This is a genomic window from Acidovorax sacchari (assembly GCF_042847045.1).
Taxonomy (GTDB): domain Bacteria; phylum Pseudomonadota; class Gammaproteobacteria; order Burkholderiales; family Burkholderiaceae_C; genus Paracidovorax; species Paracidovorax sacchari.
This window is the reverse complement of the sequence record NZ_AP035783.1, coordinates 5,286,036-5,312,245: the sequence shown is the minus strand read 5'-3', so window position 1 is coordinate 5,312,245 and position 26,210 is coordinate 5,286,036. Positions and strand designations below refer to the sequence as shown.

General features: G+C 69.9%; 23 protein-coding genes. 13 read left to right on the top strand and 10 right to left on the bottom strand.

Features of this window, described 5'->3' with window-relative positions:
- Positions 1-20: 20 nt before the first annotated feature.
- Positions 21-2,126, bottom strand: coding sequence for a transketolase (tkt, locus tag ACGHC0_RS23575; RefSeq protein WP_415266923.1), 2,106 nt, complete (start codon positions 2,124-2,126; stop codon positions 21-23).
- 106 nt (positions 2,127-2,232) lie between these two features.
- Here tkt and ACGHC0_RS23570 point away from each other — a divergent pair, with 106 nt between their 5' ends.
- The 3 genes from ACGHC0_RS23570 to ACGHC0_RS23560 all read left to right on the top strand — a co-directional run bounded on the left by ACGHC0_RS23570 (position 2,233) and on the right by ACGHC0_RS23560 (position 5,025).
- A complete protein-coding gene (locus ACGHC0_RS23570; RefSeq protein WP_415266922.1) occupies positions 2,233-2,643 on the top strand; it encodes an S-adenosylmethionine decarboxylase family protein in 411 nt (136 codons plus the stop codon).
- Between the two features lie 16 nt (positions 2,644-2,659).
- Positions 2,660-3,454 (top strand): nucleotidyltransferase family protein, encoded by a 795-nt coding sequence (locus tag ACGHC0_RS23565; RefSeq protein WP_415266921.1) that lies wholly within the window; start codon positions 2,660-2,662, stop codon positions 3,452-3,454.
- 179 nt (positions 3,455-3,633) lie between these two features.
- Complete coding sequence (locus tag ACGHC0_RS23560; RefSeq protein WP_368353222.1) at positions 3,634-5,025, top strand: aminopeptidase P N-terminal domain-containing protein; 1,392 nt, start codon at positions 3,634-3,636, stop codon at positions 5,023-5,025.
- Between the two features lie 54 nt (positions 5,026-5,079).
- Here the strand turns inward: ACGHC0_RS23560 and ACGHC0_RS23555 are convergent, their stop codons facing one another.
- Together ACGHC0_RS23555 and ACGHC0_RS23550 are read right to left on the bottom strand one after the other, a co-directional pair.
- Entirely contained in the window at positions 5,080-5,583 is a 504-nt protein-coding gene (locus tag ACGHC0_RS23555) for an EF-hand domain-containing protein (RefSeq protein WP_368353221.1), read from the bottom strand.
- A 62-nt stretch (positions 5,584-5,645) separates the two neighbouring features.
- The gene (locus ACGHC0_RS23550; protein WP_415266920.1) at positions 5,646-8,024 is read right to left on the bottom strand and encodes a TonB-dependent hemoglobin/transferrin/lactoferrin family receptor; all 2,379 of its coding nucleotides are present in this window, start codon (positions 8,022-8,024) and stop codon (positions 5,646-5,648) included.
- Positions 8,025-8,326: 302 nt separating this feature from the next.
- On the opposite strand from ACGHC0_RS23550, the gene pyk reads away from it, so the two are divergent.
- A complete protein-coding gene (gene pyk / locus ACGHC0_RS23545) occupies positions 8,327-9,763 on the top strand; it encodes a pyruvate kinase (protein WP_368353219.1) in 1,437 nt (478 codons plus the stop codon).
- On the opposite strand, the gene ACGHC0_RS23540 is transcribed toward pyk, so the two are convergent.
- Positions 9,696-10,286: a phosphatase PAP2 family protein gene (locus ACGHC0_RS23540; RefSeq protein WP_415266919.1), complete on the bottom strand. Its 591-nt coding sequence runs from the start codon at positions 10,284-10,286 to the stop codon at positions 9,696-9,698. The genes pyk and ACGHC0_RS23540 overlap by 68 nt on opposite strands.
- Positions 10,273-11,019, bottom strand: a complete 747-nt coding sequence (locus ACGHC0_RS23535) for a phosphatase PAP2 family protein (protein WP_368353217.1) — start codon at positions 11,017-11,019, stop codon at positions 10,273-10,275. The genes ACGHC0_RS23540 and ACGHC0_RS23535 overlap by 14 nt, the downstream gene beginning before the upstream one ends.
- Before the next feature lie 128 nt (positions 11,020-11,147).
- On the opposite strand from ACGHC0_RS23535, the gene ACGHC0_RS23530 reads away from it, so the two are divergent.
- The 6 genes from ACGHC0_RS23530 (at position 11,148) to ACGHC0_RS23505 (ending at position 17,951) form a co-directional block, all read left to right on the top strand.
- On the top strand, positions 11,148-11,846 hold the full coding sequence (locus tag ACGHC0_RS23530; RefSeq protein ID WP_368353216.1) for a response regulator: 699 nt from the start codon (positions 11,148-11,150) through the stop codon (positions 11,844-11,846).
- Positions 11,847-11,854: 8 nt separating this feature from the next.
- Positions 11,855-13,240 carry a histidine kinase dimerization/phospho-acceptor domain-containing protein gene (locus ACGHC0_RS23525; RefSeq protein WP_415266918.1) on the top strand — a complete coding sequence of 462 codons (1,386 nt, stop codon included), beginning with the start codon at positions 11,855-11,857 and terminating at the stop codon, positions 13,238-13,240.
- Positions 13,241-13,357: 117 nt separating this feature from the next.
- Positions 13,358-14,422, top strand: a complete 1,065-nt coding sequence (gene fba, locus ACGHC0_RS23520) for a class II fructose-bisphosphate aldolase (RefSeq protein WP_415266917.1) — start codon at positions 13,358-13,360, stop codon at positions 14,420-14,422.
- A gap of 131 nt (positions 14,423-14,553) precedes the next feature.
- Positions 14,554-15,324 (top strand): hypothetical protein, encoded by a 771-nt coding sequence (locus tag ACGHC0_RS23515; protein WP_368353213.1) that lies wholly within the window; start codon positions 14,554-14,556, stop codon positions 15,322-15,324.
- Positions 15,325-15,449: 125 nt separating this feature from the next.
- Positions 15,450-17,135, top strand: coding sequence for a long-chain-fatty-acid--CoA ligase (locus tag ACGHC0_RS23510; protein ID WP_415266916.1), 1,686 nt, complete (start codon positions 15,450-15,452; stop codon positions 17,133-17,135).
- Positions 17,136-17,189: 54 nt separating this feature from the next.
- On the top strand, positions 17,190-17,951 hold the full coding sequence (locus ACGHC0_RS23505; RefSeq protein WP_415266915.1) for a 5'-methylthioadenosine/adenosylhomocysteine nucleosidase: 762 nt from the start codon (positions 17,190-17,192) through the stop codon (positions 17,949-17,951).
- Positions 17,952-18,111: 160 nt separating this feature from the next.
- On the opposite strand, the gene corA is transcribed toward ACGHC0_RS23505, so the two are convergent.
- The 4 genes from corA to tsaB form a co-directional block, all read right to left on the bottom strand.
- A complete protein-coding gene (gene corA, locus ACGHC0_RS23500; RefSeq protein WP_053842832.1) occupies positions 18,112-19,098 on the bottom strand; it encodes a magnesium/cobalt transporter CorA in 987 nt (328 codons plus the stop codon).
- Positions 19,099-19,337: 239 nt separating this feature from the next.
- A complete protein-coding gene (locus ACGHC0_RS23495) occupies positions 19,338-20,153 on the bottom strand; it encodes a uracil-DNA glycosylase family protein (protein WP_368353210.1) in 816 nt (271 codons plus the stop codon).
- A complete protein-coding gene (gene rimI, locus ACGHC0_RS23490) occupies positions 20,150-20,623 on the bottom strand; it encodes a ribosomal protein S18-alanine N-acetyltransferase (RefSeq protein WP_415266914.1) in 474 nt (157 codons plus the stop codon). The genes ACGHC0_RS23495 and rimI overlap by 4 nt, the downstream gene beginning before the upstream one ends.
- A complete protein-coding gene (gene tsaB, locus ACGHC0_RS23485) occupies positions 20,620-21,402 on the bottom strand; it encodes a tRNA (adenosine(37)-N6)-threonylcarbamoyltransferase complex dimerization subunit type 1 TsaB (protein ID WP_368353208.1) in 783 nt (260 codons plus the stop codon). The genes rimI and tsaB overlap by 4 nt, the downstream gene beginning before the upstream one ends.
- Positions 21,403-21,601: 199 nt before the next feature.
- Between tsaB and dacB the strand changes: the two genes are divergently transcribed.
- The 3 genes from dacB to ACGHC0_RS23470 all read left to right on the top strand — a co-directional run bounded on the left by dacB (position 21,602) and on the right by ACGHC0_RS23470 (position 25,118).
- Positions 21,602-23,062, top strand: coding sequence for a D-alanyl-D-alanine carboxypeptidase/D-alanyl-D-alanine-endopeptidase (gene dacB, locus ACGHC0_RS23480; RefSeq protein ID WP_415268453.1), 1,461 nt, complete (start codon positions 21,602-21,604; stop codon positions 23,060-23,062).
- A 248-nt stretch (positions 23,063-23,310) separates the two neighbouring features.
- A complete protein-coding gene (locus tag ACGHC0_RS23475; RefSeq protein WP_405045374.1) occupies positions 23,311-24,405 on the top strand; it encodes an SGNH/GDSL hydrolase family protein in 1,095 nt (364 codons plus the stop codon).
- A 20-nt stretch (positions 24,406-24,425) separates the two neighbouring features.
- Positions 24,426-25,118, top strand: coding sequence for an OmpW/AlkL family protein (locus ACGHC0_RS23470; RefSeq protein WP_415266913.1), 693 nt, complete (start codon positions 24,426-24,428; stop codon positions 25,116-25,118).
- A 63-nt stretch (positions 25,119-25,181) separates the two neighbouring features.
- On the opposite strand, the gene ACGHC0_RS23465 is transcribed toward ACGHC0_RS23470, so the two are convergent.
- Positions 25,182-26,132 carry an SGNH/GDSL hydrolase family protein gene (locus ACGHC0_RS23465; protein ID WP_415266912.1) on the bottom strand — a complete coding sequence of 317 codons (951 nt, stop codon included), beginning with the start codon at positions 26,130-26,132 and terminating at the stop codon, positions 25,182-25,184.
- Positions 26,133-26,210 lie beyond the last annotated feature (78 nt).

The following is a 26,210-nucleotide window of genomic DNA, read 5'->3' as shown; positions in this document are numbered from 1 at the left end:
GCGCGGCGGGCGAGAGGGTTTCAGTGGGCCGTCTTGGCAGCGGGCTGCTTCTTCAGCCGCGCAGCGCCGATCGCCACCATCACGGAGTCGGCCACGTTCTCCGGCGTGAAGCCGAAATGCTTGAACAGCACCGGGGCCGGGGCCGATTCGCCGAAGGTGTCGATGCCGACCACGGCGGCGCAGCCGTACTTCCACCAGAAGTCGGTCACGCCCATTTCCACGGCAATGCGCGGCACGCCGGCGGGCAGCACGCTGGCCTTGTACTTCGCATCCTCGCGGTCGAAGGTGGTGGTGCTGGGCATGGAGACCACGCGCACGGCGATCTTCTTCTCGGCCAGCAGTTTCTGCGCTGCCAGGGCCAGCTGCACTTCGGAACCGGTGGCGATGATGACCGCCTGGGCCTTTTTCTTGATGCCCGCGTCGGCCGGCTCGGAGAGCACGTAGGCACCGCGCGAGATGTCGCCCAGGTCGCGCTTGGCCGCGTAGGCCAGGTTCTGGCGCGACAGCAGCAGGGCGGTGGGCCGGTTGCGGTTGGACAGGGCCACGCTCCAGGCCACGGCGGTCTCGGCCGTGTCGGCGGGGCGCCAGACATCCAGGCCCGGGATCAGTCGCAGGCTGGCGGCGTGCTCGATCGACTGGTGGGTGGGGCCGTCCTCGCCCAGGCCGATGGAGTCGTGCGTGAACACGTGCACCACGCGCAGCTTCATGAGCGCGGCCATACGGATGGCGTTGCGGCTGTAGTCGCTGAACGTGAGGAAGGTGCCGCCGTAGGGGATGAAGCCGCCGTGCAGCGCGATGCCGTTCATGATCGCGGCCATGCCGAACTCGCGCACGCCGTAGTTGATGTGGCGGCCACCCAGCTTGGCGGTTTCCGCGCCGCCGGTGTTCACTTCCACCTGCACCACGTCGCCGTGCTCGTCGAAGCGCAGCGCGGGCGTGCTCTTGGTGTTGGTGAGATTGGAGCCCGTCAGGTCGGCGCTGCCGCCGAGCAGTTCGGGCAGCGCGGCCGTGAAGGCTTCCAGCGCGAGCTGGCTGGCCTTGCGGCTCGCCACGGTCTCGGCCTTGGTGTGGGCGTTCACCACGGTGTCCACGGCGGTCTGGGCGAAGTGCTTCGGCAGGTCGCCCGCCATGCGGCGCTGGAATTCGGCGGCCAGCTCGGGGTAGGCCGCGGCGTAGGCGTCGAAGCGCTGCTGCCAGTCGGACTCCGCCTGTGCGCCGGCTTCCTTGGCGTTCCAGTCGGCATAGACCTCGGCCGGGATCTCGAAGGGCACGTGGCTCCAGCCGATGGCGTTGCGCGTCAGGGTGATCTCGTCGGCCCCCAGCGGTTCGCCGTGGGCCTTGGAGGTGCCGGCGCGGTTGGGCGAGCCCTTGCCGATGGCGGTCTTGCAGACGATCAGCGTGGGCTTGTCGGTGCTGGTCTTGGCGCTCTGCACCGCGGCGGCCACGGCCTCCACGTCATGGCCGTCCACCGGGCCGATCACGTTCCAGCCGCTCGCGCGGAAGCGGCCCGGCGTGTCGTCCACGAACCAGGGCGCGACCTGGCCGTCGATCGAGATGCCGTTGTCGTCGTAGAGCGCGATCAGCTTGCCCAGCTTCCAGGCGCCGGCCAGCGAGATCGCTTCCTGGCTGATGCCTTCCATGAGGCAGCCGTCGCCGAGGAACACGTAGGTGTGGTGGTCCACGATGGTGTGGTCCACGTCTCCGTTCTTGCGGTTGAATTCGCGGGCCAGCAGCTTCTCGGCCAGCGCGAAGCCCACGGCGTTGGTGATGCCCTGGCCCAGCGGGCCGGTGGTGGTTTCCACGCCGGGGGTGATGCCGTATTCGGGGTGGCCGGCCGTCTTGCTGTGCAACTGGCGGAAGTTCTTCAGCTCTTCGATCGGCAGGTCGTAGCCCGTGAGGTGCAGCAGCGCGTACAGCAGCATGGAGCCGTGGCCGTTGGAGAGCACGAAGCGGTCGCGGTCGGCCCACTGCGGGTTGGCGGGGTTGTGCCGCAGGTGGCGGGACCACAGCGCGACGGCCATGTCGGCCATGCCCATCGGGGCGCCGGGATGGCCGGAATTGGCCTGTTGAACTGCATCCATTGCGAGTGCGCGGATCGCATTCGCCATCTGTTGAGAATTGGCCATCAGGGGCGGCTCCGGAAGGGGCTGGGGAGGGGAAAACCGCGCATTTTACCGGGCCACCCCCGGCTTTGCCCACGGGAAGTCCGAGCCCTGCACTACAGTGCGGGCCATGCAAGGCCTGCACCTCACCGCCGATCTCCATGGCTGCCGCTGCGCGCCGTGCTGGCTGCTCGATGCCGATGCGCTGGGGGAAGCCTGCCTGGATGCGGTGCGCGCCGCCGGGCTGCAGGCCGTGGGCCGGCTGTTCCATGCCTTTCCCGCCACGCGGCACGGGCCGGGCGGCGTCACCGCCACGGTGCTGCTGGCGGAGTCGCACCTGTGCCTGCATACCTGGCCGGAACGCCAGGCGGTCACGCTCGACGTGTACGTGTGCAACTTCGGCGGCGACCATTCCGCGCGGGCGCATGCCCTGATGGATGCGCTGCTGGCGCTTTTCGAGCCTGCCTCCGTGCAACGGCACGCGCTGCACCGCGGAGAGCCTGCGGCGGCCGGCGATGGCGGCCAGGGCACGCCTGCCTGACGATCCCTTTTTTCGCATGACGACCCCATCGACCCCATCTCCGGCCCCGTCCCTCTCCTCCACGGCTGCGCAGCCCCCCGCCATGCTGCTGGCTGCAGGCCGGGGCGAGCGCATGCGCCCGCTGACCGACACCACCCCGAAGCCGCTGCTCTCCGTGCGTGGACGCCCGCTGCTGCAGTGGCACCTGGAGGCCCTGGCCGCGGCCGGCGTGCGCTCGGCCGTGGTCAACACGGCCTGGCTCGGAGCGCAGATCGGCGAGCGGTTCGGGGACCGGTTCGCTGCGGCGGACGGCTCCGGTGGCGCCGCGGCCGTGGCGGTCGCCTATTCGCACGAGGGCCGCGACTTCGGCGGCGCGCTCGAGACGGCCGGCGGCATCGCACGGGCCCTGCCGCAGCTCGGGGAGGTCTTCTGGCTGGCGGCGGGCGACGTGTTCGCGCCCGATTTCCGGTTCGCGGCAGAGGATGCGGCGGCCTTCACGGCCGGCGATGCGCTGGCCCACCTGTGGCTCGTGCCCAATCCACCGCACCATCCGCGCGGCGATTTCGGCCTTTCTCCCGATGGCCGCGCGCTGGACCTGCCGGTGCACGATCCTGTCCCGCGCTACACCTACAGCACGCTCGCGCTGCTGCGGGCGGAACTGTTCGCCGGGCCCTGGTGCGACATCCCCGCGGGCAATCCCGGCGGCGTCGCCGCACCGCTCGCACCGCTGCTGCGCCGGGCGATGGCACAGGGGCGCGTCACGGCGTCGCTGTATACCGGGCAGTGGACCGACGTGGGGACGCCGGAGCGGCTGGCGGCATTGAACCGCTGACGACCGCGCGCTGTGCGGAGTGCCGGACGCGCGCCTGGCATGCGCTATGCATGGCCCCGCCGCGGTGTGGGCGGCCGCGTCGGTGGTAGAACCCTGATCTGTGCGAAGGCCATGCGGGGCGCCGCCCCCCATCCGCCGGCATTTCCCGATCCGCATTCCAGAACCAGGCAGACCGAACGATGACCGCCCTTTCCTCCCTCCATGCCCGCCGCCGCGCCCACCTCGCCTCCCTGCTGGGCGAGGGCGGCATCGCCATCGTCCCCACGGCGCCCGAGCATCTGCGCAACCGGGATACCGATTACCTCTACCGTCACGACAGCTACTTCTACTACCTGACCGGATTCACCGAGCCCCAGGCCTGGCTGGTGCTTACCGCGGAAGGGCGCTCCACGCTCTTTTGCCAGCCCAAGGATCTGGAGCGCGAGATCTGGGACGGCTATCGGCTGGGCCCTGACGCGGCCGTGGCGGCGCTGGGCGTGGACGCCGCCCATCCGACCACGCAACTGGAGTCGCTGCTGCCGCGCCTGCTGGAGAACCGCGAGCGGGTATGGTTCCCGTTCGCCACGCACGAGGGCCTGGCGGCGCGGGTGGACGGCTGGCTGCAGAAGGTGCGCGCCCGTGTGCGTTTCGGCGCGCTGTGCCCGGGACAGCAGGGAGACCTCTGCACCCTGCTCGACGAGATGCGGCTCGTGAAGGATGCGCACGAGCAGGACGTGATGCGCCGGGCTGCCCGCATCAGCGCAGGCGCCCACATCCGTGCCATGCAGTGCAGCGCGCGCATGCTGCGCGCCGGCGAGGACGTGCGCGAATACCACCTCGATGCCGAATTGCTGCACGAATTCCGCCGCCATGGCTCGCAGGCCGTGGCATACAACTCCATCGTCGCGGCCGGCGCCAATGCCTGCGTGCTGCACTACCGCGCCGATGCTGCGCCGGTACGCGCGGGCGAGCTGGTGCTGATCGATGCGGGCTGCGAACTCGACGGCTATGCCAGCGACATCACGCGCACCTTCCCGGCCGACGGCCGCTTCACCGGGCCGCAGCGCGACGTGTACGACCTCGTGCTCGCGAGCCAGCACGCGGCCGTGGCGGCCACGAAGGCGGGAGCGCGCTTCAACGACCCGCACGACGCCACCGTGGCCGTGCTGTCGCAGGGCCTGCTGGACCTGGGCCTGCTCGACAAGAGCAAATACGGCTCCGCGCAGGACGTGATCGAGCAGCGCGCGTATTTCCCGTTCTACATGCATCGCACGGGCCACTGGCTGGGCATGGACGTGCACGACTGCGGCAGCTACGTGGAACCGTCGGAGGTGGGCGACAGCAGCGAGCGCAAGGATCCGCTGTCTGGCGAGACCATCACCAACCGCCCCAGCCGCATCCTGCGCCCGGGCATGGTGCTGACCATCGAGCCAGGCCTCTACATCCGGCCGGCGCCCGGCGTGCCCGAGGCGTTCCACCACATCGGCATTCGCATCGAGGACGACGCGATCGTGACCGAGGACGGCTGCGAGCTGATCACGCGCGACGTGCCGGTGGAGGCGGGCGAGATCGAGGCGCTGATGCGCGGCTGAAGGCCATGGGGCGCCCGGGCCCCGCATGCACGCCAGGCGCGAGGGAGGGCAGGCTCAAGGTTTCTTCGCGTCCGCCGCGTCCACCACGCCGTCGCCATTGGTGTCCGCGTTCCTGAAGGTGCGGTCGGCGATGGCCTGCTCTTCGTCCACGGTCAGACGGCCGTCCTTGTTCCTGTCCAGGATGCCGAAGCGCACGTGCGCCTGCTTGATGGCGTTGGCGTAGGCGTCGTCGGGCTGGCGCTTGCCATCGGCGTACTGCCGCTGGAGACGGCCCTGGAACTCGGCCACGTACTCTGCTTCGCTCAGCCAGCCGTCGCCATTGGTATCGGCCGCCGCATAGCGCTGCTTGCGCACCGCGTCGTATTCGGCGCGGGTCACCCGGGCGTCGTTGTCGGCGTCGTATCCGCCGATGAAGGCGGCGTTGCCGTGACCGCCTGCAGGGCGTGACGGGCCCGTGCGTTCGGGCGAGGAGGCGGCGCAGGCAGCGAGCAGTGCGGCAGTTCCCGCAGCGGCGGCCAGTCGTGCCAGGCGGACAGGCAGGGGGTGGGGATGGGGCATGGAAGGTGTCCTTGCGGTCGAGGTGGGGTGGAAAGGAAGGGGCGAAGCGGCGGCGCAGGGCATCAGAAAGCGACGGACATCGACACTGCCACGGTGCGGCCGGCGCTCGTCAGCAGTTCGATGTCGCGTCGGTCGCGGGCCAGCGCGGGCTGCAGGCTGCGGGCGCTGGCGTAGTCCCAGTAGCGCTTGTCGCCCAGGTTGTAGATGCCGGCCTGCAGGCGCACGCTCGGGTTGACCTGCCAGTAGCCGCCCAGGTCGAACGTGGCGTAGCCGGGCACGCGGAAGAGTGCGGTGGTGGCGTCCGCCAGCGTCGCGCCCGGGTTGTTGGTGAAGCTGTCGCGGTTGGTGGCCTCGGCCTGCTTGCCGGCGACGAAGGTGCCTGTGAGGTTCACGCCCCAGCGGCGCATGGGCGCGTCGTAGCCCACGCCGAGGATGGCCTTGCGCGGCAGCACGGAGTCGAGGCCGACCTTGCGGTCGCCCGCATAGTTCGACCGGGAGGTGCCCCGGCTCAGTCCCAGCGCCCAGGTCGTGTACAGGCCCTGGACGGCGGGGTTCCACTGGCCGTGTTCCAGCCGGGCGCTCAGCTCGAAGCCGTATATCGTGGCCTCGTCTCGGTTGTCGGCCCGGTAGATGGTGCCGATGTGGGCCGGCACGTTGGCGAACAGGCCAGGCGCGCTGGCGCGCGTGTAGCGCGTGTAGGCGATGAAGTCGCTATAGCGGGTGTAGAACAGCGCGCTGTGGAGCGCCACGCCCGGGGTGGGTTGGCCGGTCACGCCGACTTCGAAGGCGTTGCTCGACTCTTCCTTCAGGTCGCGGTTGCCCACGAGGGCGTACTGGTTGCCCGTCGCGTAGTTGCTCGCCATGTTCCAGGAGCCAAAGATCTCGCCGGGCGACGGCGCCCGTCCCCCGCGCTTGTACTGCGCATAGCTGCGCAGGCGTGGCGCGAGGTCGTAGGTCACGGCCAGGCTGGGACTGACGATGGTGGTGGCCGGCGGGCTGCCGTAGAGCCGCTGGACATCCTGCTCGGTGAGCACGCCGCCGACGAAGTTGGACAAATCGCGCGTCCTGATCTTCACGCGGTCCACGCGCAGGGCGGGGATCACGGCCAGCCGCCTGCCGCCCGCGTCGGCGACGATCTCGTCCTGCACGAAGGCGCCCCAGCGGCCGGTGGTGGTGTCGGGCTGGGGCTTCATGTAATCCTGCGGATAGGTGACGCTCCATGGGCGGTCCACGTCCTGCGTGGAAACGTTGGCGCCGAAGCTCAGCTCGTGGCGCCCGATGCGCTTGCCGGCCGTCGTGGACAAACCCCAGGTGCGCGTCCGGTTCTCGGACAGGTTGCGTCCGGTGGCCCCGGTGGCCAGCGTGGTGGTGTCGGTCACATCCCGGGTGGCCGTGTCCTGGTGGAACAGGCGCGTCTCCGCCTGGTCGATCCAGGCGTCTCGCGGCGCCCACTGGTGCGTGAGCTGCAGCGTGTTGCGTTCAGTGTCGCTGGCCTGGCGGGATGCCTCGGTGAGCGCCGTTCCGGCGCTGTTCCAGCCGTGGAAGAAGGTGTCATTCTTGCGGCGGTACAGGTCGGCGGACAGCTCCAGGCGGTTGCTGCCGTCCACGCGCAGCCCGCCCTTGAGCAGCAGCGCATCGGAGTGCCAGTCGTTGGGATAGCTGTCCACCGTGGGACTGTTGTTGCGGCTGGCGTGGCCGTCGCGGCGGGAGTAGGCGACGAGCCCGTCGGCATCGCCGCGGCGCAACGCACCGGTGACGCTCTCGTTCCATGACCGGTCGGTCGAGTCGTAGCCCATCCTGGCGCCCAGGTACGAGGGCTTGCCATCCCGCAGGTAGTCGCTGGCCGCCTTGGTGCGGAAGCTCACCGCGCCGCCGATCCCGCCGGCCGTGCGCCGTGCCGGCGTGGTGCCGGACAGGATCTGGGCGGACGAGAACATCTCGGGGTCGATGAAGTCGCGCCCGGCGCCGAAGGTGTTGACGCCCGCGCGGCTCACATAGGGGCGGGTGGTGGCGTCGGGCATTTCGACGCCGTCCACATCCAGGCCGACGCGGTTGCCCTCGATGCCGCGGATGTTGTAGCCCGTGGTGCCGGAACGGTCGAAGCTGCTGCGGTTGCGGCTGGTGCCGGCCACCGTGCCGGGCGCGGCGACCAGGGGCTGGTTGCGCACGACGTCCTTCATGCCGTTCGCACGCTCCAGCGCATCGCTGCCGATCGTGGTGACGGTGCCGGACTGGTGTTCGGCCTCTCCCACGACATCCACCTGCGGCAACTGCGCGACCTGTGCCTCGGCGGCTTGCCCGGCAGCGGGTGCCTGGGCCCACGAGGAGGTGCCCAGCACGGCGAGGCAGGCGGCCCACGCGGCGGGCCGCAGGGGCCGTGGGCGGGAGGACGGGGCGGTGGCCGCCGGTGCGGCGGGCGGAGGATGCAGACGGTGAACCATGGGCGTGTCGAAAGGGTTGTCTGCTGGATACCCCTGCACTGCGACGGCGCGTCGCCCCGGGCGGCAGCGCCATGCCGGGTGGTTCTCTGGCTCACCCGTCGATTTTGATGAGAATGAGAATAATTATCAACAATACGTCGACAAAAGATCGGGACATCCGTGGCAGGCGGCTGCTGGCTGGGGCGGGCCGCAATGGATCAGGCCCCGGCACGGGGTCTCCACCAACGCGCTGTAACCGGTTTTCATGCAAAATTGAAACCCGATTACATTCCATTCGCCAATCCCTACAGGAGACCACCCCCATGCGCATCCGCCGAGCCACCAAGATCGTCGCCACCCTGGGGCCCGCGTCGAGCGATCCGGTCCTGCTGGAGCGGATGATCGCCATGGGCGTGAACGTGGTGCGGCTCAACTTCAGCCACGGCACGGCGCAGGACCATATCGACCGGGCAGAGAAGGTGCGGGCCGCGGCCCAGCGCGCCGGCCGCGAAGTCGCGATCATGGCGGACCTGCAGGGTCCCAAGATCCGCGTGGGCAAGTTCGCCGAGGGCAAGGTGTGGCTGGAGCCCGGCGCGGCCTTCGTGCTCGATGCATCGCGCACCGAGCCCGGCGACGTGGCCGGCGTGGGCCTGGACTACAAGGAACTGCCGCGCGACGTGAAGCCCGGCGACATCCTGCTGCTCAACGACGGGCTCATCGTGCTCAACGTGAACGCGGTGCGTGGCGAGCAGGTCCACACCACCGTGCGCGTGGGCGGGGAGCTGTCGAACAACAAGGGCATCAACAAGCAGGGCGGGGGCCTCACGGCGCCGGCGCTCACGGCCAAGGACATGGAGGACATCAAGACCGCCATGAGCTTCCAGGCCGACTACGTGGCCGTCAGCTTCCCCAAGAATGCGACCGACATGGAAATGGCGCGCCAGCTCTGCAACGTGGCCGCCGCCGAATTCCGCCACAAGCCGGGCCTGATCGCGAAGATCGAGCGCGCCGAGGCCGTGCCGCGCCTGGAAGAGATCCTGCGCGTGTCCGACGGCATCATGGTCGCGCGCGGCGACCTGGCCGTGGAAGTGGGCAATGCCGCCGTGCCTGCGCTGCAGAAGAAGATGATCCGCATGGCACGCGACATGGACAAGGTCGTCATCACCGCCACGCAGATGATGGAGAGCATGATCACCAACCCGGTGCCCACGCGTGCCGAGGTGAGCGACGTGGCCAACGCGGTGCTCGACGGTACCGATGCCGTGATGCTCAGCGCCGAGACGGCCGCCGGCCGTTATCCGCTGGAGACGGTGGAGGAGATGGCCAAGATCTGCGCTGCCGCCGAGGCCGCCGAGGACCCGGAGCGCGATTCGGATTTCACGGGCCAGACGCTGGGCCGCATCGACCAGTCCATCGCCATGGGCGCGCTCTTCACCGCCCACCACCTGGGTGCCAAGGCCCTCGTGGCGCTGACGGACAGCGGCTCCACGGCGCTCTGGATGAGCCGCCACCGCATCCACATCCCGATCTACGCGCTCACGCCCAAGGTGGCCACCCAGCGCAAGATGGCCATGTACCGCAACGTGCGGCCCCTGCTCATGGACACCAGCGTGGACCGCGACACGGCGCTGGAGCAGGCCGAGAGCCACCTCAAGAGCCGCAACATCGTGCAGCAGGGCGACCTCTACGTGATCACCTGCGGAGAGCCGATGGGCGCACCCGGCGGAACCAATATGCTGAAGATCTGCCGCGCCGGCTGATCCAGGTCCGCAGCACCTGGCGGGCCAGCCACGCGCTGGCCAGGCCCGCCAGGGCGCCCGCGACCACGTCCGAGGGCATGTGCACGCCCAGGCAGATGCGGCTCCAGGCCACCGCGGCGGCCACGCCGTAGGCCAGCCACCGCCAGGCAGCGGGTGTTCCGCGCCCCAGGCCCGTCATCAGCCCGCGCGCCAGGGCGAAGGCTGCCGCCGCATGCATGCTGGGAAAGCCCGGGCGCGCGCCCTGCTCGATCCACTGCATGCCCAGACCCAGTTCGGCAGGGCGGGGAATCGGTACCAGGGCCCGGAAGCCGCGCACCGTGCACCAGGCGATCAGCATCGAGAGCAATGCCAGCACGACAGCCCGCCGCGTGGAAGGCAGCCCCCGCGCAAGTTCGAGCAGCAGCATCAGTCCCGCGAACACTGGCAGGTCCTGCGACAGCCAGCGGGCGGTGGCAATGACGGCCTCGGGCGTCGCGGCGTTCGCATTCAGCGCGAAGAACAGGGGGACGTCAAAGATGGGCATGGGGCGCATCGCTTTCCGTGGGCAGGAGGCTGTCGGGCTGCGGATGGATGCGGCGCAGCGCCGCCATGGCCAGATCGCAGGCCCATCCCGTGGTCCAGCAGAGCCAGCCGGTCCACAGCGTGTGGCTCATGAAGTGCGCGCCTCGCGCCTGCTGCGCGAAACCCAGCACGAAGCCCGCGGCGAGCGATGCGGCCAGCCACCACCGCGCGGCGCGCGGAAGATGGCGGCGCAGCACGAAATAACCGCCCAGGAAGGCAAAGCCGGCCGCGGCATGGCCCGCGGGAAAGCAATGGCCGCTGCCGCCGTCGAAGAGTCCGTGCGACCAGTGCGAGACATACCGCGCCACGCCGCCGAATTCGGCCAGGTCCCAGGGGCAGCTGGTGGCGCTGGCCCGCTTGAAGACGGCGATCACGGCCAGGGCGAGCAGCGCGCTGGCCGCCATCTGCAGCCGGCCGGCGGTTGGCACCCGGCGGAGCCAGCCCACGGGCCACCACACCGTCGCGGCCAGCAGCACCATGATCACCCAGCCCGCGCGCCGCGCGCCCTCGTGCATGACCGAGACGAAGACCCAGTCGTCGCGCAGGGGAAATCCTCCGGCATTGCCGAAGACGTGCGCCAGCACCATGTCGAAGGACGTGGTGTCCCATGCGGCCAGCAGGCACAGGGTGGCGAATGTCCAGAAGAGGGGCGTGGCCGCGAGCCGGCCCGGGGCGAAGCCGGTCTGCGGGGCCATGGCCGGCAGGGAGTCGGCAGAAGTCGTTGGATGCATGGGCCGCGACGTTAGGAGGCGCCCATTAACGCCGTCTTAATAACCCCGCGTTTCGGTCGGCCGCGGCATGCCGGGCGCGCCACAATGGCGGCATGAGAATCCTCGTAGTCGAAGACGATGCCGGCATCGCTGCCGGCCTGCGGAACAATCTGCAGCAGCGGGGCTATGCCGTGGACATCTGCGGCAGCGTGGCAGCGGCCTGGAGCGCGTTGCGGTCAGAGCGGTTCGACGCCGTGCTGCTGGACCTGGGACTGCCTGACGGCGACGGCGTGGAACTGCTCACCCGCCTGCGGGGCGCTCCCGAAGCGCCGGCGGGCGTTCAGCCGCTGCGGTTGCCGGACCCGGCCACCCCGGTGCTGATCCTCACGGCGCGCGACCAGGTCCACCAGCGCATCGCGGGCCTGGACCAGGGCGCGGACGACTACCTGGCCAAGCCCTTCGACGTGGATGAGCTGGAAGCCCGCCTGCGGGCCCTGCTGCGCCGCGCTGCCGGCCGGGCCTCCCCGGTGATCCGCGTGCACGACATCGAACTGGATCCGGCGGCACGCACCGTGCGGCGCGCCGGCCAGCCGGTGGAGATGTCGCCCCGCGAGTTCTCCGTACTGCTCGTGCTGCTCGACGCCCGCGGACGCGTGCTGTCGCGCCAGCAGATCGAAGAGCGCCTCTACAACTGGCAGAGCGGGGTGGAAAGCAATGCCATCGAGGTCCACATCCACCACCTGCGCAAGAAGCTCGGCAGCGAGCGCATCCAGACCATGCGCGGCGTCGGCTATTTCGTACCCTGGGAGTGACGACATCCATGGCTGCCGCGACACTGGCTTTCGCCCATATTCCCTCGCTCACCCGGCGCCTGCTGCTCTGGACGCTGGGCGTGCTCCTGGTGGTGTGGGCCACCTTCGTCGGCATGGCCTATCTCACGGGCATCGAGGAAGCCGACGAACTGACCGACGGCCACCTGGCCAGCGTGGCGGCCCTGCTGCTCAACCTGCGGCCCGGCGAGACGGTCACCCCCGAAGAGGCCACGCGGCGCGCGCCCACGCCGTGGCTGCGGGCGCATGACTACCAGCAGTCGCTCAACGTCGTGCAGTGGGACGCCTCCGGCAATCTGCTCTCGCACAGCGGCGATGCCCCGCTGCCGCCTTTCGACGTCCCCGAGGGGTTCGCCACCCTGCACCTGGGCAGGCAATCCACTCCGTGGCGCAGCTTTTCCCAGTGGGACGGCACGCGCTCGCGCAAGGTGGCCGTACTGCTCGACCTGGAGGAGCGCGACGACCTTGCCGAAGACATCGCCGCGCAGATGGTGCAGCCCGGCCTGTGGCTGCTGCCCGTGGTGATGCTCGTGCTGGGTTTCGCGGTGCGGCGCGGCCTGCGGCCGCTCTACTCCCTGTCGGAGGACGTGGCGGCGCTGGACGTGGCCGGCGCCGGGCGCCTGCCCACCGGGGGCACGCTGCGCGAATTCGAATCCGTCGTGGCCTCCATCAACACGCTGCTCGACCGCCAGCAGGCCGCGCTCGTGCGGGAGCGCCGCCTGGCCAACGAGGTGGCGCACGAGTTGCGTACGCCCCTGTCGTCCATCGTGCTGCAGGCCCGTGCGCTGGACGGCGGCCTGGACGGCCCTGCCCAGGCCGAGGCGCTGGCCCGCATCGGCCAGGATGCGCTGCGCGCAGGCCACGTGCTCAACCAGCTGCTGGCCCTGGCGCGGGCCAGCCGCACCCGGCTGCATGAGCTGGAGGCCGAGGTCGATCTGGCGGAGCTGGCGCGCAGCGTGGCCGCGGATTACGCCCAGGCGGCCTGGCAGCACGGATCCGCCCTGGGCGTGGCAGCGGATGGCCCCGTGGCGGTGCGCGGCAATGCCGTGCTGCTGGAAATGGCGCTGCGCAACCTCGTGGAGAACGCGCTGCGCCACACCCCCGCCGGGACGCGGGTGGAGATCCAGGCCGGCTCCACGGGCGGCGGCGGAGCGTGGCTGCAGGTGTGCGATGACGGCCGGCGCGCGCTGGCGGGCGGGCCGGAGGGGCCGGCCGCGCGGGCGCCGGTGGACAGCCTGCACCTCGGGCACGAAATCATCGCCCGGGTGGCCGAGGCGCACGGAGGGCGGTTCGGCGAGGAGCGTGCGCCCGCGCCTTTCACCACGTGTTACCGGGTGGAACTGAGGACGGCCCCGGGGGCGGGGGCCCCCGGCTAAAATGTTGCGGTTACGAAGCGGTTACCGCCGCTGGGCGCCGCCGACAATGCACCGTCCCCGCCCGTGCTCCGCGCACGGTCCGGGCGCTCCATCCCCACCCTTGAATGGAACCACCCCATGCCACTCGTCTCGATGCGCGAAATGCTCGACCATGCCGCTGAAAACCTCTACGGCATCCCTGCCTTCAACGTCAACAACCTGGAGCAGGTGCAGGCGGTGATGTCGGCGGCCGACGAGGTCGGCGCTCCGGTGATCCTCCAGGCCAGCGCCGGTGCCCGCAAGTACGCCGGCGAACCCTTCATCAAGCACCTCATCCAGGCCGCCGCCGAGATGTACCCCCACATCCCCCTGGTGATGCACCAGGACCACGGCACCAGCCCGGAGGTGTGCCAAGGGGCCCTGAACCTGGGCTTCGGCTCGGTGATGATGGACGGCTCCCTGATGTCCGACGGCAAGACGCCGTCCTCGTTCGACTACAACGTCGACGTCACGCAGAAGGTCGTGGCCATGGCCCACAAGGTCGGCGCGACGGTGGAAGGCGAACTGGGCTGCCTGGGCAACCTGGAAACCGGCGATGCCGGCGAGGAAGACGGCATCGGCGCCGAGGGCAAGCTGGACCACAGCCAGATGCTGACCGACCCCGAAGAGGCCGCGCAGTTCGTGAAGGCCACCCAGCTCGACGCGCTGGCCATCGCGATCGGCACCAGCCACGGCGCCTACAAGTTCAGCCGCCCGCCCACGGGGGACATCCTGGCCATCAGCCGCGTCAAGGAAATCCACGCCCGCATCCCCAACACCCACCTCGTGATGCACGGCTCGTCCTCCGTGCCGCAGGAACTGCTGGCCATCATCAACCAGTACGGCGGCAAGATGAAGGAAACCTACGGCGTGCCCGTGAAGGAAATCCAGGAAGCCATCAAGTACGGCGTGCGCAAGATCAACATCGACACCGACATCCGCCTGGCGATGACCGGTGCCGTGCGCAAGTTCCTGGCCGAGAACCCCGACAAGTTCGACGCCCGCGAGTGGCTCAAGCCTGCCCGCGAAGCCGCCAAGCAGATCTGCAAGCAGCGCTACATCGAGTTCGGCTGCGAGGGCCAGGGCCCCAAGATCAAGGGCCGCACGCTGCAGGAGATGGCCGGGCTGTACGCCTCCGGCGCGCTGGCGCAGGTGGTGAACTGACGCTCCAGGGAGCGGGGCGGCGGGTTCGGGTTAAGCTCGGACTCCGCCTTCCGGCCCGCTCGCGTCCTCTGCCGCTGCCCGTCCGGATGTCCGCGGGGTTCTTCCGCATTCCTTTCGAGGCGCCCAGTTCCGTGAAAAAGCCGCCCCTGTCGTTTCTGTCCGCGCGCGCGGGCCTGTGCCTTCCCCTCGCCGGGGCCGTCCTGCTGACCCTCGCGGCGTGCGCTCCGGTGCAGCCGTCGCTGCCGCACGTCGGCCGGGCCCAGGTCGAACTGCCCCCGGGCGACTGGGAGGTGCTGCAGCGCGGCAAGCAGACAGTCGTGGACGTGCTGCCCGACGACACGGCCGACGACCTGCCGATGGAGACCTCCGTCATGGGCCTGCGCGGCCCCGGCAAGGACCGTCCGCTCCTGGCCCTGGTCTTCGTGCAGACCAACGCCACCAACTACCCGCGCGACACCACCCTGTGGACGCTGCCCTGCCCGCAGCAGGACGGCGTGTTCGTCGAGGACCGCACCCGCGGCAGCCCGGCCCGGGCCGACTGCCTGCGCTACCGCCGCCGCGCCGATACGGGCAACTACCTCGCGCTCAGCCGCCCCGGGGTGTCCCGGTGGATGGCGGAGCAGCGCCTTGCGCCCGGCGGGCCCTACTCGCACGTGATGTATCGCTACGCCAACAATGGTGGCGGATTCATCTCGGTGGACGTGGTCGCGGCCCAGAGCCTGCTGCGGCCCGTCACCCACTCCAACGACGAATTCCTCGTGGCCGGGCGGCCCGCGTTCCGCTGGAGCGAGAAGCTCGCCGACGCGGCGCGCCTGAGCGTCTCGATGATGGACGGGCGGATGGTCTTTCCGCCGTTCCCCATTCCCCCCGCGATTCCTCCCGCCATTCCCCCCGCGCAATGACGGCCAGGCGGTCCTGGGCCCCGTCCGAGCAGGCCGGGCGCTAGGGTAAGCCCAGACACGCGCCCGGGGCCGGTACCCCGAGAATGCGGGTTTCTTTGTAACAGCAGGTTCTGGAGACATACAGCATGAACGACCGTCCGTGGCTTGCCGCGTACCCCGAAGGGGTGCCGGCCGACATCGACCCGACGCAGTACCCGTCGCTCGTCGCCCTGATGGAGGAGGCCTTCCAGCAGCACGCGGACCGCACGGCCTACAGTTTCATGGGCAAGGACATCAGCTTCGCCGACACCGAAGTGCAGAGCCGCCACCTGGCCGCGTACCTGCAGGGCCTGGGCCTCGCCCGCGGCGACCGCGTGGCGGTCATGATGCCCAACGTGCCCCAGTACCCGGTCGCCATCGCGGCCATCCTGCGCGCGGGCCTGGTGGCGGTCAACGTGAACCCGCTCTACACGCCGCGCGAGCTCGAGCACCAGCTCAAGGATTCGGGCGCCCGGGCGATCATCATCATCGAGAACTTCGCCGCGACGCTGCAGGCCTGCATCGGTGCGACGCAGGTCCAGCACGTGGTGCTGTGCGCCATGGGCGACCAGCTGGGCCTGCTCAAGGGCCTGCTCGTGAACTACGTGGTGCGCAAGGTCAAGAAGATGGTGCCGGCCTTCTCGCTGCCGGGTGCCGTGCGCTTCAACGATGCGGTCGCGAAGGGCGCGCGGGGCACCCTGCAGAAGCCCGACCTGCGGCCCGACGACGTCGCGCTGCTGCAGTACACGGGCGGCACCACCGGGGTGTCGAAGGGCGCCGTGCTGCTGCACCGCAACCTGATCGCCAACGTGCTGCAGTCGGAGGCCTGGAACGAGCCCGCGATGCGCAAGATCCCGGCGGGCGTGCAGCCCGCGAGCGTCTGCGCGCTGCCGCTCTACCATATCTTCGCGTTCACCGCGAACATGATGCTGGCCATGCGCACCGGCGCCAAGACCATCCTGATCCCCAACCCGCGCGACCTCGCCGCGGTGCTCAAGGAACTCTCCAAGCACACCTTCCACAGCTTCCCGGCCGTGAACACGCTCTTCAACGGGCTGGCCAACCATCCGGACTTCAACACGGTGGACTGGAAGAACCTGAAGGTGTCCGTCGGCGGCGGCATGGCCGTGCAGAGCGCGGTGGCGCGCCTGTGGCTCGAAAAGACCGGCTGCCCCATCTGCGAGGGCTACGGCCTGTCGGAGACCAGCCCCTCGGCGAGCTGCAATCCCGTCACCACGAAGGAATACACCGGCACCATCGGCGTGCCCCTGCCCAGTACGCGCATGAAGCTGATCGACGACGAGGGCCGCACGGTGACCGAACCCGGCCGCGCCGGCGAGATCGTCATTCACGGCCCCCAGGTCATGGCCGGCTACTGGCAACGCCCCGACGAGACGGCCAAGGTCATGACCGAGGACGGCTACTTCAAGACCGGCGACATCGGCACCATGGACGAGCGCGGCTTCTTCAAGATCGTGGACCGCAAGAAGGACATGGTGCTGGTCAGCGGCTTCAACGTCTATCCGAATGAAGTGGAAGACGTGGTGGCAGCGCTGCCGGGCGTGATGGAGTGCGCGGTGGTGGGCGTGCCCGACGAGAAGACCGGCGAAGCCGTGAAGCTGGTCATCGTCAGGAAGAGCCCGGAGCTGACCGAAGCCCAGGTGCGCGAGTTCTGCAAGTCCAATCTCACCGGCTACAAGCAGCCGCGCCTGATCGAGTTCCGCGAATCGCTGCCCAAGACGCCCGTGGGCAAGATCCTGCGCCGCGAACTGCGCGACAGCAAGAAGGCCTGACCGGGGCTTTGGCCCAGCGGCCGGCGGCGCAGTGCCGCCGGCTTTTTTTACCCCATGCTCCGAACAGCCATCCTCAGCGCCCTGCCCGAAGAGCAGGCCGGCCTGTCCTCCGCCCTGCAGGCGGGCGAGCGCATCGTGCACGCCGGCAGGACGTTCTTCTGCGGCACGCTGGACGGGCAGGACGTGGTGCTGGCCCTCTCCGGCATCGGCAAGGTGGCGGCGGCCACCACCGCCTCGGCACTCATCGAGCGCTTCGGCGCCACGCGCATCGTGTTCACGGGCGTGGCGGGTGGCCTGGGGGACGGCGTGCAGGTGGGCGACGTGGTGGTCGCGCACGACTACCTGCAGCACGACATGGACGCATCGCCCCTGTTCCCCCGATGGGAACTGCCCGGCTACGGCCGCGCCCGGCTGGCGTGCGATCCGCATCTGGCCGGCCTGCTCTCTGCGGCGGTGGACGGTTGCCTGCAGGACCTGGACCCTGGAGCGCCGGCCGGCGGCGCGGAGGGCCCGGCGCGTGCCCCCCGCCGCCACACCGGCCTCGTCGCCAGCGGCGACCTGTTCGTCTCCACCGCGGCCGGTGCAAAGGCGCTGTGCGACGCACTGCGCGCCGCGGACCACGACGTGCTGGCCGTCGAGATGGAAGGCGCCGCGGTCGCCCAGGTCTGCGCGGACTATGGCATCCCTTTCGGCGCCGTGCGCACCATCTCCGACCGCGCCGACGACACGGCGCACGTGGACTTCGCCCGCTTCGTGGAGACCGTGGCCGCGCGCTACGCGGACGGCATCATCCGCCGCTTCCTGCAAATGCTTTAAACAAGAGGACTGCCAACCCACAGCGTGATGCGACAGCCTTCGATGCTTCCCCGCATCATGCAGAAGGCGCGGCCCAGGCCAGCAGACGCCGTGGAACCGGCTCCGCCGGGCCACTGGCATCGTTCCCCTGGGGGGAAGGCGCGAAGCGCTCAGGGGGGATTCATTTCAACCAGCCGCGCTTGCGGAAGTACCACATCGGCCCGACCGCGCTCGCCACCATCAGCGCGATGCCGTAGGCGTAGCCGTAGCTCCACTGCAGCTCCGGCATGAACTGGAAGTTCATCCCGTACACGCTCGCGATCAGCGTGGGCGGCAGTAGCGCGACGCTCGCCACCGAGAAGATCTTGATGATCTTGTTCTGGTTGATGTTGATGAAGCCGACCGTGGCGTCCATCAGGAAGTTGATCTTGTCGAACAGGAACGCCGTGTGGTTGTCCAGCGACTCGATGTCGCGCAGGATCTGCCGCGCGTCCTCGAACTGCTCGGCGTTCAGCATCTTGCTGCGCATCATGAAGCTCACGGCGCGGCGCGTGTCCATCACGTTGCGGCGGATGCGGCCGTTCAGGTCCTCCTGGCGCGCGATGGCGGCCAGCACCTCGCCGGCGCGCGCATCCGTCACGTCGCCCGCCAGCACCTGGGTGCTCACTTCCTTGAGCTCGTCGTAGATGCCCTCGAGCGTGTCGGCGGAATACTCCGCATCCAGGTCGAAGAGCTTGAGCAGCACTTCCTTGGCATCCTCGATCAGGCCCGGCGCCCGGCGCGCGCGCATGCGCAGCAGCCGGAAGACGGGCAGGTCCTCGTCGTGGATGGAAAACAGCACGCCCTTGCTCTTGAGCGTGTCGTTGACCAGGTTGAGGATGAAGGCCACGCGCACCGAGCGGGGGTTGTCCTCGTCGTCGATCAGGAAGTCGCTGCGGATATGCAGCTCGCCGTTGTCTTCCTCGTAGAAGCGGGCGGATTCCTCGATGTCCTCGTCCATCGCGTCCGCGGGGATCTGCAGGCCGTAATGCTGCTTGATCCAGCGCTTTTCCTCGAGCGTGGGCGATTCCAGGTCCACCCAGATCGGCTGGAAGCGGGCCAGTTCTTCCAGGGATTCGATCTCTTCCTGGACGAGGCGGCCGTTGGCGAGCGTGAAGATGTTGAGCATGGGCTCGTTCCCGGTGGGTTGGCGCCGCAGCGCCGTTGGCGAAGGGGATAAGGGAGGTGCTTTCAACCCCCCGAAGGCCCTGGGCATGCCGGGAGTTGAAAGCTACCGACTGGGGTAGGTTTCCACGGAGCTTTCTCCAAAAAGCAAGCTGCGAATTATCGCATTGCGCAAGAGCGGCCATGTGACGGCCGCGTGTCAGGGCGGGCCGCCCGTGCGGGCACTGCGGCGGCCCCGGGCCCTCAGTGCCCGGTGGCCGGAGACCCCGGTGCCGATGCCGCCCGCACGTGCGCGAGCGCCCGGCACAGGTCGGCCCAGGCGGCAGCCTTGGCTTCGGGCGCGCGCAGCAGATAGGCCGGGTCGTAGGTGACGACGGCGGGCGTGCCGTCCGGCAACTGGTGTGCCGTGGCGCGCAGCCGGCCGAGCGGCTCGCGGCTGCCCAGCACGGCACGGGCGGCCGGCAGGCCCAGCACCAGCACCATCGCCGGCCGCAGCGTGGCAATCGCGGTCTGCAGTGACCCGGCAGCGTCCTCCGGACCTTCTGTCGTCCCGGGGGCAGCCCGTTCCACGGCGGAGAAATGCGTACGCGGATGGCGATGCAGCCGCATCGCGCGCAGCATGTTGTCGAGCAGCTTGCCGGCGTCCCCGGACAAAGGAGCGTCCGGCGACAGGCTTTCGCCGACCACTAGCCAGCCGCTGCCGAGCTCGGTGGGCGTGGCGGCGGGGTCGGCCTGCGGATAGAGGGGCTGCGGCGCATGGAGCCGCAGAACCGGCCCGTTGGTTTCCGGCGTGCGTACCCCGGCGGCGGGCGCTGCCGGAGGGGGCTGCACGGGAGCGGCGGACCGTGGCGCGGCCGGCGTGGTCGCCTGCGGCACGCCTGCGGCTCCAGGCGGCGGGGCCTGGATTGTGGAGGCACGCACGGGGGCGGGCACGGCCGGCGGCGCGGGCGGTACCGGGGCCGCCTGTGCCGCGGCCGGGGGCACGGGGGAGGGCGCCCATACGGTGATGCCCATTTCGGCCAGCATGGCGCGCTGGCGGGCGTCGAGGTCGAGGCTCATAGGGGTCGGCTCATCACGATGGCGTCTTCGCGGCCCCCGTCGGCCGCGGGGTAGTAGCGCTTGCGTTCCCCCACGGTGCGGAAACCGTGGGCCAGGTAAATGTCGCGGGCGCGCTGGTTGCTCACGCGCACTTCCAGCCAGAGCCACTGCGCCCGCTGGCCACGCGCCCAGAGCACGAGCGCGTCGAGCAGCACGCGCGCCCAGCCCTGGCGCTGGTGGGTGGGTGCGACGGTAAGGTTGAGCAGGTGGACTTCGTCCACGCCGCGCATGGCCACGAAATAGCCGATCAGCTCCCCGTTGCCGGCCACCAGCAGCGGCGCTTCGTAGCCTGCAGCCAGCGCGTCCGTGAAATTGCCGCGCGTCCAGGGGTGCGAATAGGCCTGCCGCTCGATCTCCAGCAATGCGTCCAGGCGTCCGGGCGTGAGCGGTTCGAAGCGGACTTCGTCCGGGTCGGGGCGCTGGGCACTCATGGCTGCGGGGATGCGCCAGCGCCCGTGGCGCCGGATGGGTTGCCGGCAATGGATGCCGCCTCGCGGGCCGCGGCCCGTTCGGCCGTGGTCTGCGCCACCTTGTCGCGGACGTAGCGCGGCAGCGCTCCCGACGCCGGCACCGCCTGGCCGGCGGCCAGCAGCGCAGGCGCGAGGCGCAGCAGGGCTGCGGCCGTGGGCAATGCCGCCACGTGCGCTGCGGCGGGTGCCCCGGGCGCGAGGCGTTCTCCGTAGGCGGCGCGGGCATTGCCGGCGACGACATGGCCTTGCGGCACCTCGACGGCTTCCGGGGCGCAGAGGCCGAAATCGTCGCCGCTGGTGCCCCTCCATCCTCCTTCCGCGTGCCATGCGTAGCGTGCCGCATAGACCTCGTCCATCCGCGCGTCGAGCACTGCCACCACCTGCGTGCAGCCATGGGCGGCCCGGGCCTCTTCGGCCACCGCGAGCAGGGTGTCCACCGGCAGCACGGGAACGCCTGCGCCGCCGCGGGCACCGAATGCCAGGCCCTGGGCCACGGCGCAGGCCGTGCGCAAGCCGGTGAAGGAGCCGGGCCCGCGGCCGAAGACGATGGCGTCCAGCGTATCGAACGACAGCCCGGCCTCCGACAGCAGCTCCCGGATCGCCGGCAGCAGTCCGGCCGACGCATGGGCCCCGCCGGGGGCGCTGCGCTGCCAGAGGCGCGCCGGCCCGCCATCCGCCATCGGCCGCTGGACGGCGATGGACAGGGTGTCGGTGCTGGTGTCGAAGGCGAGCAGGTGCATGGTGCGATGGGGGCGGCGGGCCCGCGGCCGCGGTGCCGGGCGGGCAGAGGTGTGAGAGGACGGATTATCCGCGCTGCGCCCCGGGCAGGTTGCTCCGGGGGCATCGCTAGACTCCCGGGCCATGCCCGCAAAGACCCTTCTTCCGTCCCGTCGTCCTTTCGCTGCTCTCCGTGGGCATCTGCTGGCCCTGGGGGCCTGCATGGCCTGCGGAGTCCTGTACGCGCCCCCGGCGCCCGCCCAGCCGCAGAAAGCCGCTCCGGCCGCCGCCGGGCGCCCCGCAATGGCGGTGCGTACTGCCGACACCGCCCTGCCGGCCGCGGTGGAGGCGGCCCTGCAGCGCGCCAGGGTGCCCTCCGATGCCGTCGCCTTCGTGGTGGCCGATGCCGACGGCCGCCAGCCGCCGCGCCTGTCCTGGCGCGCGCAGGAGCCGATGAACCCGGCATCGGTGATGAAGCTCGTCACCACCTACGCCGCGCTGGAACTGCTGGGGCCGGCCTACACCTGGGACACCCCGGTGTATCTGGACGCCAGGCCGCAAGGCGGCAGCCTGCGCGGCAATGTGTACATCAAAGGCGTGGGCGACCCGCAGCTGGTGATGGAGCGGCTCTGGCTGATGCTGCGGCGCCTGCAGGCACAGGGCGTGCAGGTCATCGTCGGCGACATCGTGCTCGATCGCTCCGCCTTCGACCTGCCGTCCCATGACGCCGGGCTGTTCGACGGCGAGCCCCTGCGTCCCTACAACGCCGCGCCGGACGCGCTGCTGGTCAATTTCAAATCGGTCACGCTGACCTTCGTGCCCGACGTGGCGGCCGGCCTGGCGCGCGTGGTGGCCGAGCCGCCGATGGCCGGGGCGCCATGGCCGTCCACGGTGCCGCTCGCGGCGCCGGGCACGGAATGCGGCGACTGGCGCGCGGCGCTGCGGCCCGAGACCGCGGCAGGCGATGCCGCGGGCAGCGTCGCCTTCCAGGGCGTGTTTCCGGCGTCCTGTGGCGAGCGCGTCTGGTCCGTGGCGCCGCCCGACCCGCAGGGCTTCGCGGCCCGCGCGGTGGAAGGCATGTGGCGCGAACTGGGCGGCAAGCTCACCGGCAGCGTGCGGGAGGGGCGGGTGCCCGCGGGGCTCGCTCCGTCGTTCACCGTCGCCTCCCCGCCCCTGGCCGAAGCGGTGCGTGCCATCAACAAATACAGCAACAACGTGATGACGCAGCAGGTCTTCCTGACCATCGCGCTGCAGAAGAACGGCACGGCCACCTTCGACGGTGCACGCAACGCCGTGGCGCAGTGGTGGCGCCAGCGCATGCCGGGGACCGAGCCGCCCGTGCTGGACAACGGCGCGGGCCTGAGCCGCGAAGCGCGCGTGAGCGCCGCATCGCTCGCGCGCATGCTGCAGACCGCCTGGGCCTCGCCGGTCATGCCGGAACTGCTTTCCTCCCTGCCCATCGCCGGGACGGACGGCACCCTGCGCCGCTCCGCGATGGGCCGCGCCACCCGTGCCGCGCACCTCAAGACCGGCACGCTGCGCGACGTTTCCGCGCTCGCCGGCATCGTGCACGGGGCGGGGGGGCGCCGCTACGTGGTCGTGGCGCTGGCCAACCACCCCAACGCCGCGGCGGCCCGCCCGGCCATGGAGGCGCTGGTGGACTGGGCCGCGTCGGAGCGCTGAGGCCGGGGCGCAACACGCAGGACACCAGGCGGGGTAGCATCCCAATGGTTGAGTGGGGCGCACGACTTATCTTGCAGACCCGGCGGGGAGGGTATCGGTGATTCCCCTGCCCTGCGTGGAATGTCTGCGGGATTACGATGGGTTCCGGTAAAGCGCACGATCGTGCTTTTTTCATTCCATACGGAGCAAACGTGATCTCTAAAACCATCTACAACAGAGCGTCCTGGTCCGTGGTGGCCGCCGCCTGCATGCTCGCGGCCTGCGGCGGCGGCGGTTCCGACACCACGCCGGCCGCGCGGGTGACGTCCGTGAAGGTCATGGGCGACAGCCTGGCCGACAGCGGCACCTTCGGCTTCAAGTTCACCGTGCAGGGCACGGCAGCCACGGGCGCGGGTTCCACGCAGATCTGGCCCGAACGCGTCGCGTCCAACTACGGACAGACGCTGTGCGCCCACTACCTCTTCAACGGCACCTCCTTCAACGCCAGTTCCAGCTGCACCAACTATGCGGTGGCCGGCAGCCGCATCAACAACCCCACGGGCCCGAATGCGCCCACTTCGATCCTGCAGCAGATCAAGGATGCCGGCTCGGCCGGGTTCTCAGACGGCGATCTCGTCCTGATCGACGGCGGCGGCAATGATGCCGCGGACATCATTGGCGCCTACCTGCGCGTGTCCCGCGACGGTGGCGCCGCCTACCGCACGCTGCTGCTCACGCAGCTCGATGCGGCCACCGTTTCCAGTGCCTTCGCTGGCGGCGCCACCGGGCTCGCCCAGGTGGGCGGCCTGTACATGCAGGCGGTGGCCACGCAGTTCGCTGCCACCGTCCGCGCCAACGTCCTGGACAAGGGCGCCAAGCGGGTCGCCGTGCTCAACGCGCCGGGCGTGACGCTCACGCCGCGCTTCCGCTTCGTGCTGGCCGGCATCTCCGCCGCCAATGGCTCCGCCGCGGCCACCCAGGCTGCGGCCGTGTTCGACGGCTGGGTGCAGGCCTTCAACGCCAAGCTCGGCGCCTCGCTGAGCGGGGACAGCCGCGTGGCGGTGGTGGACTTCTACAGCAACTTCAAGGACCAGGCCGTCAACCCCGCCCAGTACCAGCTGACCAATGTCACCACCCCGGCCTGCCCCGTCGCGGGCACGGACAGCGACGGCCTGCCTACCTACAACTTCCCCACCTGCACCGCGGCCGCCCTCTCGGCCACCACCCCGCCTGCGGGCGCCACCGGCGGTGCCGACTGGTGGAAGAGCTACGGCTTCGCCGACAGCTTCCATCCCACCCCCTACGGTCATCAGCTGATCGGTCAGCTGGTGGCACGTTCGCTCGCCCAGGCGGGCTGGCTCTGAAGCGGACAGGAGTATTCGCCATGGCTCGATTTCTCTCATCCCTTCCTTCCTCCGCCGCGCTGGCCGCCGGCGCACTGGCGCTGCTCGCCTGCTCCGGTGCCTCGGCGCAGGTCGCAGGCACCTGGAGCGTGCGCCTGGGTGCCACGCACATCTCGCCCCAGGTCAAGAGCGGCAACCTGTCCGCTCCGGCCTTCCCCAACACCCAGGTGGACGTGGGCTCGGATACCGCATTCACGGGCGGCATCAATTACATGGTGACCGACAACTGGGCGGTGGACGTGCCGTTCGGCATGCCGTTCAAGCATGAATTCCAGGGCGCCGGGGCGATTGGCGGCGTAGGCAAGGTCGGCGAGACCAAGGTGCTTCCCGCCACCGTGTTCGCGCAGTACCGCTTCGGCGAAGCCAAGTCCGCTTTCCGGCCCTACGTGGGGCTGGGCGTGACCTATGCCAAGTTCTTCAAGGAGCGGACCACCGCCACGCTGAACGGCCTGACGGGCGGCACGCTTGCCAATCCCACCACGGCTTCCATCGATGACAAGTGGGGCATCACGCCGCAGATCGGCTTCGTCTGGAACATCGACGAGAAGTGGTTCGTCGATGCGTCCTACTACAAGAGCTTCCTGAAGACCAAGACGCATCTGTCCAGTGGGCAGACCATCGACATCCGCCTGAACCCCAACGTCTTCGCCGTGGGCATCGGCTACCGGTTCTGAACCGCGAAGCGATGGCGCATGAAAAAGCCGACCCTCGGGTCGGCTTTTTCTTTGGCGCCCCGATCACCAGCGGGCGCGCAGGCGGTCGTAGGCGTAGGTGCCGAACTGGCGGTGGGCGGAAGGCGTCATGTAGATGCTGTCGGCGAACACGTAGCGGTTCTGGTCCGCGCCGCTCACCAGGGTGGACCCACTGCAGCGCAGGGAGCTCACCTGGCCCGTGCCGATGCCGATGTCGTTGCCCGAGGCGACCGACGTGCACACGGGGGTGTCCGTGTTGGTGAAGTTGTATCCGCTCGGGGAGCCCGTGAACAGGTTGCCGTAGTACTCCAGGTCCACGTAGAGCACGGTCTTGCCCAGGTCCTCGATGTTCACGAGCAGGGACTGGTTGAACCGCGTGCTCGCGGTGCTCAGCAGGCTCTGCTGGCCCAGCGCCACGGCCCAGGGGCTCTTGCCGAGGTCGTAGGTACCGATCACCACGACGTGCTTGGCGCCCGCGTTCGACAGGCGGCGCACCTGGGCGGCGAGATCGCTGCCGGCGGTAGCCGCTGCCGAGAGGAACTGGTCGTTCGTCATCGTGCCGGCAGTCACGGCCGACATGCCGGCGATGAGGTCGCTGATGCCGCCGTTCATGAGCACGAGGTTGCTGTCGCCCAGCTTATTGGATGCCAGGAACGTGGTGATCTGCTGGGTGATGGAAGGCGCCGAGCCACCCGCGGCATCGGTGGATGCCGTCACCCGGGCATTGCCCTGGGCGTAGGCCGTGCCGCCCGCCGAGGAGGGCCTGAGCGTGCCCCCGTAATTGTTGGCGATCTGCAGCGTCCAGTTGTTGGTGGAGCTGTCATTCACGGTATAGAGGGCACCGTTCTGGCCAACGTCGGTGAAGGCATCGCCGAAGGTGATGATGCGATCGGGCGAAAGCGCCGACTCCGTGGTGCTGGAACCGCAGGCTGCCACGAGCGCCGCCGATGCACAGGCGGCGATCAGGAAGGAGCGGCGCATCCAATTTGCTGCCATATGTTGTTCTCCAGAAAAATTGAGCAAGAGTGTAACGACTGGCGCTGTAAGGCTTTGCAACCGGGCGTGTCGCCGAGG

Excerpts from the sequence above, each read along its gene's own strand:
- tkt (WP_415266923.1), bottom strand. The coding sequence starts at position 2,126 with ATGGCCAATTCTCAACAGATGGCGAATGCGATCCGCGCACTCGCAATG.
- ACGHC0_RS23570 (WP_415266922.1), top strand. The coding sequence starts at position 2,233 with ATGCAAGGCCTGCACCTCACCGCCGATCTCCATGGCTGCCGCTGCGCG.
- ACGHC0_RS23565 (WP_415266921.1), top strand. The coding sequence starts at position 2,660 with ATGACGACCCCATCGACCCCATCTCCGGCCCCGTCCCTCTCCTCCACG.
- ACGHC0_RS23560 (WP_368353222.1), top strand. The coding sequence starts at position 3,634 with ATGACCGCCCTTTCCTCCCTCCATGCCCGCCGCCGCGCCCACCTCGCC.
- ACGHC0_RS23555 (WP_368353221.1), bottom strand. The coding sequence starts at position 5,583 with ATGCCCCATCCCCACCCCCTGCCTGTCCGCCTGGCACGACTGGCCGCC.
- ACGHC0_RS23550 (WP_415266920.1), bottom strand. The coding sequence starts at position 8,024 with ATGGTTCACCGTCTGCATCCTCCGCCCGCCGCACCGGCGGCCACCGCC.
- pyk (WP_368353219.1), top strand. The coding sequence starts at position 8,327 with ATGCGCATCCGCCGAGCCACCAAGATCGTCGCCACCCTGGGGCCCGCG.
- ACGHC0_RS23540 (WP_415266919.1), bottom strand. The coding sequence starts at position 10,286 with ATGCCCATCTTTGACGTCCCCCTGTTCTTCGCGCTGAATGCGAACGCC.
- ACGHC0_RS23535 (WP_368353217.1), bottom strand. The coding sequence starts at position 11,019 with ATGGCCCCGCAGACCGGCTTCGCCCCGGGCCGGCTCGCGGCCACGCCC.
- ACGHC0_RS23530 (WP_368353216.1), top strand. The coding sequence starts at position 11,148 with ATGAGAATCCTCGTAGTCGAAGACGATGCCGGCATCGCTGCCGGCCTG.
- ACGHC0_RS23525 (WP_415266918.1), top strand. The coding sequence starts at position 11,855 with ATGGCTGCCGCGACACTGGCTTTCGCCCATATTCCCTCGCTCACCCGG.
- fba (WP_415266917.1), top strand. The coding sequence starts at position 13,358 with ATGCCACTCGTCTCGATGCGCGAAATGCTCGACCATGCCGCTGAAAAC.
- ACGHC0_RS23510 (WP_415266916.1), top strand. The coding sequence starts at position 15,450 with ATGAACGACCGTCCGTGGCTTGCCGCGTACCCCGAAGGGGTGCCGGCC.
- ACGHC0_RS23505 (WP_415266915.1), top strand. The coding sequence starts at position 17,190 with ATGCTCCGAACAGCCATCCTCAGCGCCCTGCCCGAAGAGCAGGCCGGC.
- corA (WP_053842832.1), bottom strand. The coding sequence starts at position 19,098 with ATGCTCAACATCTTCACGCTCGCCAACGGCCGCCTCGTCCAGGAAGAG.
- ACGHC0_RS23495 (WP_368353210.1), bottom strand. The coding sequence starts at position 20,153 with ATGAGCCTCGACCTCGACGCCCGCCAGCGCGCCATGCTGGCCGAAATG.
- rimI (WP_415266914.1), bottom strand. The coding sequence starts at position 20,623 with ATGAGTGCCCAGCGCCCCGACCCGGACGAAGTCCGCTTCGAACCGCTC.
- tsaB (WP_368353208.1), bottom strand. The coding sequence starts at position 21,402 with ATGCACCTGCTCGCCTTCGACACCAGCACCGACACCCTGTCCATCGCC.
- dacB (WP_415268453.1), top strand. The coding sequence starts at position 21,602 with ATGGCCTGCGGAGTCCTGTACGCGCCCCCGGCGCCCGCCCAGCCGCAG.
- ACGHC0_RS23475 (WP_405045374.1), top strand. The coding sequence starts at position 23,311 with ATGCTCGCGGCCTGCGGCGGCGGCGGTTCCGACACCACGCCGGCCGCG.
- ACGHC0_RS23470 (WP_415266913.1), top strand. The coding sequence starts at position 24,426 with ATGGCTCGATTTCTCTCATCCCTTCCTTCCTCCGCCGCGCTGGCCGCC.
- ACGHC0_RS23465 (WP_415266912.1), bottom strand. The coding sequence starts at position 26,132 with ATGGCAGCAAATTGGATGCGCCGCTCCTTCCTGATCGCCGCCTGTGCA.